Annotated in this window: 8 protein-coding genes and 1 pseudogene; 4 read left to right on the top strand and 5 right to left on the bottom strand. The window is 59.6% G+C overall.

The window, feature by feature from the left end; all coding sequences use genetic code 11:
* Window positions 1–49: 49 nt before the first annotated feature.
* Together T370_RS0119670 and T370_RS0119665 are read right to left on the bottom strand one after the other, a co-directional pair.
* Window positions 50–1,426 (bottom strand): PFL family protein, encoded by a 1,377-nt coding sequence (locus tag T370_RS0119670; protein ID WP_029436747.1) that lies wholly within the window; start codon window positions 1,424–1,426, stop codon window positions 50–52.
* Window positions 1,427–1,546: 120 nt separating this feature from the next.
* Window positions 1,547–2,107, bottom strand: a complete 561-nt coding sequence (locus T370_RS0119665) for a glycine cleavage system transcriptional repressor (protein ID WP_005029325.1) — start codon at window positions 2,105–2,107, stop codon at window positions 1,547–1,549.
* Window positions 2,108–2,391: 284 nt separating this feature from the next.
* On the opposite strand from T370_RS0119665, the gene T370_RS0119660 reads away from it, so the two are divergent.
* The 3 genes from T370_RS0119660 to folD all read left to right on the top strand — a co-directional run bounded on the left by T370_RS0119660 (window position 2,392) and on the right by folD (window position 5,895).
* A complete protein-coding gene (locus T370_RS0119660; protein WP_029436746.1) occupies window positions 2,392–4,167 on the top strand; it encodes a formate--tetrahydrofolate ligase in 1,776 nt (591 codons plus the stop codon).
* A gap of 265 nt (window positions 4,168–4,432) precedes the next feature.
* Window positions 4,433–4,978 (top strand): spermidine N1-acetyltransferase, encoded by a 546-nt coding sequence (gene speG / locus T370_RS0119655; RefSeq protein ID WP_009379575.1) that lies wholly within the window; start codon window positions 4,433–4,435, stop codon window positions 4,976–4,978.
* A 26-nt stretch (window positions 4,979–5,004) separates the two neighbouring features.
* Window positions 5,005–5,895, top strand: a complete 891-nt coding sequence (folD, locus tag T370_RS0119650; protein ID WP_005029330.1) for a bifunctional methylenetetrahydrofolate dehydrogenase/methenyltetrahydrofolate cyclohydrolase FolD — start codon at window positions 5,005–5,007, stop codon at window positions 5,893–5,895.
* Window positions 5,896–6,222: 327 nt separating this feature from the next.
* Here folD and T370_RS0119645 read toward each other — a convergent pair whose 3' ends face one another.
* The gene (locus tag T370_RS0119645) at window positions 6,223–6,906 is read right to left on the bottom strand and encodes a histidinol phosphate phosphatase domain-containing protein (protein WP_005029332.1); all 684 of its coding nucleotides are present in this window, start codon (window positions 6,904–6,906) and stop codon (window positions 6,223–6,225) included.
* 22 nt (window positions 6,907–6,928) lie between these two features.
* On the bottom strand, window positions 6,929–8,290 hold the full coding sequence (gene miaB / locus T370_RS0119640) for a tRNA (N6-isopentenyl adenosine(37)-C2)-methylthiotransferase MiaB (RefSeq protein ID WP_029436745.1): 1,362 nt from the start codon (window positions 8,288–8,290) through the stop codon (window positions 6,929–6,931).
* A 156-nt stretch (window positions 8,291–8,446) separates the two neighbouring features.
* Between miaB and T370_RS0119635 the strand changes: the two genes are divergently transcribed.
* Entirely contained in the window at window positions 8,447–9,217 is a 771-nt protein-coding gene (locus tag T370_RS0119635; protein ID WP_029436744.1) for a fumarylacetoacetate hydrolase family protein, read from the top strand.
* A gap of 46 nt (window positions 9,218–9,263) precedes the next feature.
* On the opposite strand, the pseudogene T370_RS25780 reads toward T370_RS0119635, so the two are convergent.
* Window positions 9,264–9,564, bottom strand: a pseudogene (locus T370_RS25780) (hypothetical protein); the annotation flags it as partial.

The raw sequence follows: 9,564 nt of genomic DNA, 5'->3' as shown, positions 1-9,564 counted from the left end.
AGGGGGAACCTTTCTCCAGAAAGGTTCCCCCTCCCTTCCCCAATTCCCCTTAGTTCTTCAAGCTGTGGATCGGCGCGGGGATGCGCCCGCCGAGGCTGATAAAGGTGCTGGCGTCGCCGCCGGGCACAGGGATGATGTCGGCTTCGCCAAGCAGTCCGCCGAAGCAGGCCTTTTCGCCGACGCCCTTTCCGGGGACGGGGATGACGCGCACGGCGGTGGTCTTGGAGTTGATCATGCCGATAGCCATTTCGTCGGCGATGATGCCGGAAATGGTGGCGGCGGGCGTGTCGCCGGGGATGGCGATCATGTCGAGGCCGACGGAGCACACGCTGGTCATGGCTTCAAGCTTTTCGAGGGACAGCGCGCCGGAACGGGTGGCCGCCTCAATGCTGGAGTCCTCGGAAACCGGGATGAACGCGCCGGACAAACCGCCCACATGGGACGAGGCGAACGCGCCGCCCTTTTTGACTGCGTCGTTGAGCATGGCAAGCACGGCGGTGGTGCCGGGCGCGCCGATGGAGGACAGGCCCACGCTCTGGAAGATTTCGCCCACGGAGTCCCCCACGGCGGGCGTCGGGGCAAGGGACAGGTCCGCGACGCCGAAGGGCAGGTCGAGGCGCTGGGCCACTTCCTTGCCGATGATCTCGCCGACGCGCGTTACCTTATAAGCTGTGCGTTTGATGACTTCGGCCACTTCGCCGAGCGTGAATTCGCCGGGCTTGTGGCTTTCCATCGCGCGGTCGATGGCTTTCTTGACCACGCCGGGGCCGGAAACGCCCACGTTGATCACCACATCTGGCTCGCCCACGCCGAGGTACGCGCCCGCCATGAAGGGCACGTCCTGCGGAATGTTGGCGAACACCACCAGCTTGGCGCAGCCGAGGCCGTCACGGTCGCGGGTGGCTTCGGCGACATCAAGGATGCGCTGGCCGAGCAGGGCCACGGCATCCATATTGATGCCGGAGCGCGTCGAGGCCACGTTGATGGAGGAGCAGATGCGGTCCGTGGTGGCGAGGGCTTCCGGCAGGGCATCGATAAGATTGCGCTCGCCGGGCGTGATGCCTTTTTCCACCAGCGCGCCGAAGCCGCCGAGGAAGTCGACGCCCGCGTCCTTGGCGGATTCGTCGAGCACCTGGCAAGCCCGCACCATCTGATCGCGGGAGAAGGACGCGCCCACCACTCCGATGGGGCTGACGCTGATGCGCTTGTTGACGACGGGGATGCCGAACTTGTCGCCCACTTCGTTGCAGGTGGCGACGAGTTTGGCGGCGTATTTGGCGATCTTGGCGCGCACCCGGTAGGCGAACACGTCGAAATCGTGGCTGGCGCAGTCGAAAAGGCTGATGCCGAGCGTCACGGTACGCACATCGAGGTGTTCGTTGCGCAGCATGTTCAGGGTGCTGAGGACTTCACGATCTGTAAGCATGGAAACTTCCTCCGGGAAGTTTGTTTTTGACACGGATGGGACCTGCCCGCCTCCTTGAGGGGAACCTGCGGAAAGGGGAGAGGATTGACCTCGGCCTCCGGGAAACCCCGCGTATGCCGCTTAAACCGGCTGCACGCGGTGCAGGGCCTCGAAGATGTCGCGGTGCTGCATACTGAGCTGGAGGCCCAGGGTGCGGGCTTTGTCCTTGAGGGTGCGGCGCAGGGCGTTGCGGTCGATTTCCATCGGCAGGGAGATCTCGAATACCAGCAAGGCGCGCTTTTCTTCCTCAGGCATGAGAGCCTTGAGGTTTTCGATGTTTACCTTCTGATCCGCGAAAATCTTGGAGAACGCGGCGATGATTTCAAAACGGTCTTCGCCGTCCACCGTCACGACGAAAGGTTCGCTCTCGGCGGAACCGGACGTGTCGCCTTCTTCAAAATCGCGGATCGTAACTGAAAGGTGCATCCCGCGGGATTCAATGGCTTTGGAAAGCTGGGTGTGGATGGTGCCGTTGTCCAGGCTTTCCTGTTTGTTGGCCACGAAAATGGCTGCAAACTGGTTCTTGAGAATGGTCTGGCTCACTTCTTCGATATTGCATTCAAGGGCCGAAAGGGTGCTGGATACGGCGTAGACGACGCCGGGGCAATCCAGACCGATGACCGAAACAACGATTTTGCTCACAGATACCTCTCGCGGCAGGTCTTTGGCTTTCCCAAAATAGGGGCTCAACAGCAGGGAAATCAGGCGGAAACATTCCGTCAGTCTCTTTTGCCAGCCCTCACCCGCTGTTAGCAAGCAAAAAGTTTGGTAACGACCGGCAGTTCCGTTTCAGCCCCCCTGGGAAACATTTTGACTGTATAAAAATTCCGCTGGAAAGTTTTCGAAAAAGGTTATATGGGGAGTCAATCTTGTCGATGCCGACAGACTTTTTTTGATTTTCTTATTAAAAGAAAAAGGAGGCACTCATGGTGCTCGATCCGAAAAAACACGCTGACTGGGAAATCGCTCAGGATGCCGAAACCCGTATGAAAACCGTGCAGCAGCTTGGTCGTGATATGGGCCTCCTTGATAAAGAGCTCCTGCCTTACGGCCATGTGATGGGCAAGGTCGACTACCGTGCCGTGCTCGAGCGCCTCGGGGACAAGCCCAACGGCAAGTATGTCGACGTGACCGCCATTACGCCCACGCCCCTCGGCGAGGGCAAATCCACGACCACCATCGGCCTCGTACAAGGCCTCGGACGCCGCAACAAGCGCGCTTCCGCCGCCATCCGCCAGCCTTCGGGCGGCCCCACGATGGGCGTGAAGGGCTCGGCCGCGGGCGGCGGGCTTTCCCAGTGCATCCCTTTGACGCAATATTCCCTGGGTTTTACCGGCGATATCAACGCGGTGATGAACGCCCATAACCTCGCCATGGTGGCGCTGACTTCCCGTATGCAGCATGAGCGGAATTATAATGATGAAAAGCTGCTCAAGCTGTCGGGGATGCCCCGCCTGAACATCGACCCCACCAATGTGAACATGGGCTGGGTCATGGATTTCTGCTGCCAGTCCCTGCGCAACATCATCATCGGCATGGACGGCACCAACGGGCGCTCCGACGGGTTCATGATGCGTTCCCGCTTTGACATCGCCGTGTCTTCCGAAGTCATGGCCATTCTCGCCATCGCCAAGGATTTGAAGGACCTCCGGCAGCGCATGGGCAAGATCATCGTGGCCTACGACCGCGACGGCAAACCCGTCACCACCGCCGATCTCGAAGTGGACGGCGCGATGACCGCGTGGATGGTGGAAGCCATCAACCCGAACCTTATCCAGACCATCGAAGGCCAGCCCGTGTTCGTACACGCCGGGCCGTTCGCCAACATCGCCATCGGGCAGAGCTCGGTCATCGCGGACCGCATCGGCCTCAAGCTGAACGAATACCATGTTACGGAGTCCGGTTTCGGCGCGGACATCGGCTATGAGAAGTTCTGGAACCTCAAATGCCACTACAGCGGCCTGACTCCGGACGCCGCCGTGGTCGTGGCGACCGTCCGCGCGCTCAAGAGCCACGGCGGTGCGCCCGTGCCCATGCCGGGGCGTCCCCTGCCTGAGGAATACCGTACCGAGAACGTGGGGTTCGTGGAGGCAGGCTGCTGCAACCTGCTGCACCACATCAAGACAGTGAAGCGTTCCGGCGTGTCGCCCGTGGTGTGCATCAACGCTTTTGTGACCGACACCAAGGCGGAAATCGCCAAAGTCCGTGAGCTGTGCGAAGCGGCCGGGGCGCGCGTGGCCCTGTCCACGCACTGGGAACACGGCGGCGAAGGCGCGCTGGAACTGGCCGATGCCGTCATGGACGCCTGCAACGACAAGACCGAATTCAAGCCGCTGTATTCGTGGGATATGCCGTTTAAGGAACGTATCGAGCTGGTGGCCCGCGAAGTGTACGGCGCGGACGGCGTGGACTTCTCCGCCGAAGCGTCCCGCAAGCTGGCCGACGTCCAGAAGCGCGACGACGCCAACGAACTTGGCCTGTGTATGGTGAAGACGCACTTGTCCCTGTCCGACGATCCGGGCGTGAAGGGCGCTCCCAAGGGGTGGAAGCTGCGTATCCGCGACGTGCTTACCTTCGGCGGCGCGGGTTTCGTGGTTCCGGTTTCCGGTTCCATCACGCTCATGCCCGGAACGGGCTCCAATCCTTCTTTCCGCAGGGTCGACGTGGACGTCGATACCGGCAGGGTGAAGGGGATCTTCTAATTTGAATGAGCATAGGAGGAAAGCCTTCGAGCGGGCTTTCCTCCTCATTTTTCTAGCTTATTCAAGGTTTCAAAAGTCCTTCCTGCCGTAGGGCGGCGATGCGTCGCGGATATATTTTTCCCCATCCTGCTTTTGTGACCTATCAGTACGCTTGCTTTTTCCCCTCCTGATTCTATATGAGAGGCATTCCGGACGCCGCCGCGAGGGGCGAGCGCTGCGGAGTTCATCCATCTTTACATTCAGGAATTCATTTTCCAGGCAACATATGGTCGCTGACCCATCAATCCGATTGCGCCCGCTGGAGCGGGAAGATCTGCCGTTTATCCATCAGCTGGACAACAATGCCAGCGTGATGCGGTACTGGTTTGAGGAGCCTTATGAGGCGTTTGTGGAACTGACGGATTTGTACGACAAGCATATCCACGATCAGAGCGAGCGCCGTTTTATCGTTGAGCACGACAAGGCCAAGGTCGGGCTGGTCGAGCTTGTCGAGATCGATTACGTCCACCGCAGGGCCGAATTCCAGATTATCATCGCACCGGCGCATCAAGGGCTCGGCTACGCGGCGAAGGCCGTTCTGCTCGTCATGGACTATGCGTTTACGGTGCTTAATCTCTATAAACTGTACCTCGTCGTGGACACGGAAAACAAAAAAGCCATTCACGTTTATAAGAAACTCGGGTTTGAGGTAGAGGGCGAATTGAAGCACGAATTCTTCAGCAATGGAGAATACCGAAACGCCTTGCGGATGTGCACGTTCCAGACCGATTATCTTATGAAAAAGAAAGAACAGGCTGCACAGTGGGCCTGACGGACACTCTGACCCAAGGATATTCTATGGCGGACATCATCAGCGGCACGGAGATGAGGGCGGCGATTCTTGACGAATTGCGTCAGGAAGTTGAGGCCATTCGGGAAAAGCACGGCACGGTTCCGGGGCTTGTGACCATTTTGGTCGGAGAAAATCCGGCTTCCATCAGTTATGTGACCTTGAAGGTGAAGACGGCGTTGTCGCTCGGCTTTCATGAGATTCAAGACAACCAGCCCGCGGACGTCAGCGAAGAGGCGCTTCTCGCGCTGATCGACAAGTACAACCGGGACCCGTCCATCCACGGTATCCTTGTCCAGCTTCCGCTCCCCAAGCATATCGACGAAAACAAGGTCATTTACGCCATCGATCCGGACAAGGACGTCGACGGATTCCACCCCGTCAATCTGGGCCGTATGGTTATCGGCGGCGATGCCGTACGTTTCCTGCCCTGTACGCCTGCGGGCATTCAGGAAATGCTGGTGCGCTCGGGCGTCGAAATGGCCGGGGCCGAAGTCGTGGTCGTTGGCCGTTCCAATATCGTCGGCAAACCCATTTCCGTCATGCTCGGCCAGAAGGGGCCCGGTGCCAACGCCACGGTGACGATGGTTCATACCCGCACCAAAGACTTGGCGGAACATTGCCGCCGGGCCGACATCCTGATCGTCGCGGCTGGCGTTCCCGGTCTGGTGAAGCCGGACTGGATCAAGCCCGGCGCAACGGTTATCGACGTGGGCGTCAACCGGGTGGGCTTCAACGAGAAGACGGGCAAGCCCATTCTTTCCGGGGACGTGGATTTTGCCGAGGCCAGCAAGGTAGCCGGGAAGATCACCCCGGTGCCCGGCGGCGTGGGCCCCATGACCATCGCCATGCTCATGAAGAACACCGTCCGTTCCGCGTGGTATCACTTGGGGCGGTAGCGTTTGAGATGAAGGCACGGGGGAGGGGGCTTTTTGCAAAAAGCTCCCTCCCCCGGACCCCCACCCGCAAAAATCTTGACTGGTGGGGAGGCGGCGCGACGGAAGTTCCGTTGTGCCGTTTTTTTGCTGGAAGGGCTCTTGCCTGAATCCTTCACAGCTCATTTTTTCTCGGGAAGGCTGGCAAACAGGGACCCGATAAACACGAAAGTCTTTGAAGAGGAGGGGGGTGGGGTTTGGGGAGGGGGAGGAGAAACGTGGGGCCCCTTCTCCAGAAAGGTTCTCCTCCCCTTCCCCAATATCTTCACATTATGTTAAAGCCAATCCGTTCTATAAGCGCAGCAGTTTCTGTACAAGTTTCCTTTCGGTCACATGAAGGCGCGAAAGCCCTTCGGCATCAAGGCCCGCACCGAGGGCGGCGGCCTTGCGCAGTGCCTGCGTGACGTCGGGGGATTCAAAGTCGGCTGAACTGGAAGCGTCAGAGTTGAGCAGCAGTTCGCAGCCGAAGCGTTCTGCCATGCGGACGATATGCCCGTTGGCGAGACAGTGCCGGGGGGCCGTGTTCAGCTCCAGCAATACGCCCTTCTCGGCGGCGAGTTGGGCATCTTCCACCGTAATCAGGCCGGGATGCGCTAAAATATCCACGCCCGCATTGATGGCGGCGAGGTTGGTCCCTGTCTCCACCACATCGGCAAGCTGACGGGGGATGCTTTCGCCGTGCGCAAGGATCAGCGCGGCACCTTGCTCCCGCGCCTGCCCCACGGCATCAGGCAGCAGGGCGGGGGGGACATGCACCAACTCCACCCCGGCGAAAGCCTCGATGTCCGCGTACAGGGAACAGGTCTTCACCAGCGTTTTGAGTGTGGGCAGCAGGATCGGCAGGGTCGAGGGATCGGCCCGGACGATCAGGCCGACGGCCCGGAATCCTGCGCATTTCGCCAGGCGCATGGCCTCCGAGGGCAGCAGTCCGTCGCGCCCGCCCGAGCAGTTCACATGAATATGAAAGTCGAACATGGTGTTCCTTTTCCCTGAAGTGTTATCCCCGCAACTCGCCTATCAAAGAATGTTTCTTTGCGGTCACAATAATGACGGGCACAATGAGGCCGGGTTTGCCGACTCCGGCAGGCAAGGAGACGTTGACGGCGTCGCCCCACGGGTCGCGTCCTTGCCAGCTTTCAGTGGCGGCATCTTCGCCGTCCTGTTTGCGGCTGGCCCCTTCAAGCAGAATATCCGTTTTACAGCCCACGCGGGCCTTGAGCCAGTCGGAGGAAAGATCCTCCTGCAAAGCCTGCAAACGTTCGAGGCGACGCAGCTTTTCGGCGGGTTCGACCTTGTCGGTGTGGCGGCTGGCGGCGGTTCCGGGGCGGTCGGAATAACAGAAGGAGAAGCTCGACATGAAGTTGACCGCACGTACGGCGTCCAGCGTTTCTTGAAATTGCTCTTCCGTTTCGCCGGGAAAACCGACGATGAGGTCCGTGGACAGGGCAATGTCGGGGCGGGCGGCGCGGAGGCCTTCCACAAGCGTCATGTAGCGGACCATGTCGTACTTGCGGTTCATGCGGGCCAGCACGCGATCCGATCCGGCTTGGAGCGGCAAGTGCAGGCGCGGGCAGAGGTTCGGAACTTCCCCGAACATGGCGATGACCTCTGGGGAGAGATCTTTAGGATGCGGAGTCACGAAACGCAGCCGGGCGAGTCCGGGCAGTTCCGACACCTTACGCAGCAGGCGTGCGAACGACGTGTCGCCGGAAGCGTGCTTATCGAGGCCGTAGGAGTTCACATTCTGGCCGAGCAGGGTGATTTCCTTCGCGCCGTTGTCGATGAGCGCCCGGCATTCGTCAAGGATGGCTCCGGCGTCGCGGGATTTCTGACGGCCCCGCGTGAAGGGGACGATGCAGTAGGTGCAGAAGTTGTCACAGCCCTGCATGATGTTGACGAAGGCCACTGGAGGGATCTCGCCTTCACCTTGCGCGGGCAGGGCGGGATCGCGTTCGGGGTAGATTTCGGAAAAGTCGGTGAGGTTCAGGCGCAGGGAAGGATCTCCATGCAGCCTTTCGATGGCGTCGGGAGCCATGGCGAGCCCGTCGCCGCCCACGACCAGCCGTACCTGCGGGAAACGCTCAAAGAAGCCCGCGCCGATCTGCTGGGCCACGCATCCCGCGACCACGGCAAACGAGCCGGGCACGCGGCGGGTTTCATATTTGATGCGCCCAAGCGCGGCATAGACTTTTTGTTCCGGTTTGTCGCGCACCGAGCAGGTGTTGAGGATGACGACTTCCGCCTTTTCAAGGGGCGATTCGACGAACCCCCGGCGTTGCAGGGATCTGGCGAGCCAAAACGAGTCGTTGACGTTCATCTGGCAGCCAAACGTGATGATATGGAAAGTGCCTTGCGCCATCGGGAGATGCTCCATGTGTCGCGGTAAACGCGGGAATGTTGAGGGATTCGGGAAGGAATAAGGCATCCCGGCATCCGGCGCAACCCCGTTTCGTTGCGTTCGGGGGTGCGCTGGCGTATCCTATGACGGCTTTAAAAGGCAAACAAGGAGCGTTCCATGCGGATCATACGGGTCGAACACGGCGGCACATCGTATTACGGCATCCTTGAGGACGGGTTGGTGTTCCGTCTTCACCAGCAGCCAGGGCACATGGAACCCATACCGCTTTCCGAAGCGAAGGTGCTTCCGCTGGTAACGCCTTCCAAGGTCGTTTGTGTCGGGCTCAACTACAAGGCGCACGCTGAGGAGCTCGGGTATCCCCTGCCCAACATGCCGAGTTTTTTCCTCAAGCCGCCGAGCAGCATTATCGGTAACGGCGAACCGATCGTATTGCCGTCGGGCATGGGCCGCATTGAGCATGAGGCGGAGCTGGCGATGGTCGTGGGCAAGGTATGCCGCAACCTGACGCCGGAGGAGGCGGAGGAAAGCCTGTTCGGGTTCACCTGTGCCAACGATGTGACGGCCCGCGAGGTACAGAAGGTCGATCCGCTCATCGGCCACTGCAAGTCCTACGATACGTTTTGTCCCATCGGCCCGTGGATTGAGACCGAGCTTGAGGATATCAACGATCTTTCCATCCGTTGCCTTGTAAACGGCGAAGTCCGTCAATCCGCGAATACCGGGGACATGATTTTCCGTCCTCTGGATTTGCTCTGTTTCCTTTCCCGCGTCATGACGCTGATGCCCGGAGACGTCATCCTTACAGGGACGCCGCCCGGCATTTCGCCCATTCAGGCGGATGACGTCGTGCAGGTGTCCATCGAAGGCATAGGTACCCTCTCCAACCCCGTCGAAGGCCCCGGTCCTGAAGAGAAGATTTTGCAGTAGGTGTGGGGAAGAAAAGGAAGAAGCTTGGAGGGGGCGGGGAACCTTTCTAGAGAACGGTTCCCCGCCCCCTCCAAGCCCCCCTTCCAAAGATTTTCGACTGGTGGGGAGGCCGCGCGAAAGAAGTTCCGTCCGGCGGAAAACGGAAAAGGGTATTAGCCTGTTGAGGAAAAATATCCGTTGCAGCCAATAATTGTTGTCTTAAGAAAAGCCCGCTTAAACGAAATATGTTTAAGCGGGCTTTTCTTGCGCTTGCAGGGAAAACATCGAACAGGGATTCGATAAAGTCAAAAGTCTTTGAAGGGAAAGGGGTGGGGTTTGGGGAGGGGGAAGGGAAACTTTCTCCAGAA

The organism is Bilophila wadsworthia ATCC 49260 (assembly GCF_000701705.1).
In the GTDB taxonomy this organism is placed as follows: Bacteria; Desulfobacterota; Desulfovibrionia; order Desulfovibrionales; family Desulfovibrionaceae; genus Bilophila; species Bilophila wadsworthia.
The sequence above is the reverse complement of the archived record's forward strand: the minus strand, read 5'-3'. Positions and strand labels throughout refer to the sequence as shown.

Coding starts and splice junctions, on each gene's coding strand:
- T370_RS0119670 (WP_029436747.1), bottom strand. CDS start 1,426: ATGCTTACAGATCGTGAAGTCCTCAGCACCCTGAACATGCTGCGCAAC.
- T370_RS0119660 (WP_029436746.1), top strand. CDS start 2,392: ATGGTGCTCGATCCGAAAAAACACGCTGACTGGGAAATCGCTCAGGAT.
- speG (WP_009379575.1), top strand. CDS start 4,433: ATGGTCGCTGACCCATCAATCCGATTGCGCCCGCTGGAGCGGGAAGAT.
- folD (WP_005029330.1), top strand. CDS start 5,005: ATGGCGGACATCATCAGCGGCACGGAGATGAGGGCGGCGATTCTTGAC.
- T370_RS0119645 (WP_005029332.1), bottom strand. CDS start 6,906: ATGTTCGACTTTCATATTCATGTGAACTGCTCGGGCGGGCGCGACGGA.
- miaB (WP_029436745.1), bottom strand. CDS start 8,290: ATGGCGCAAGGCACTTTCCATATCATCACGTTTGGCTGCCAGATGAAC.
- T370_RS0119635 (WP_029436744.1), top strand. CDS start 8,447: ATGCGGATCATACGGGTCGAACACGGCGGCACATCGTATTACGGCATC.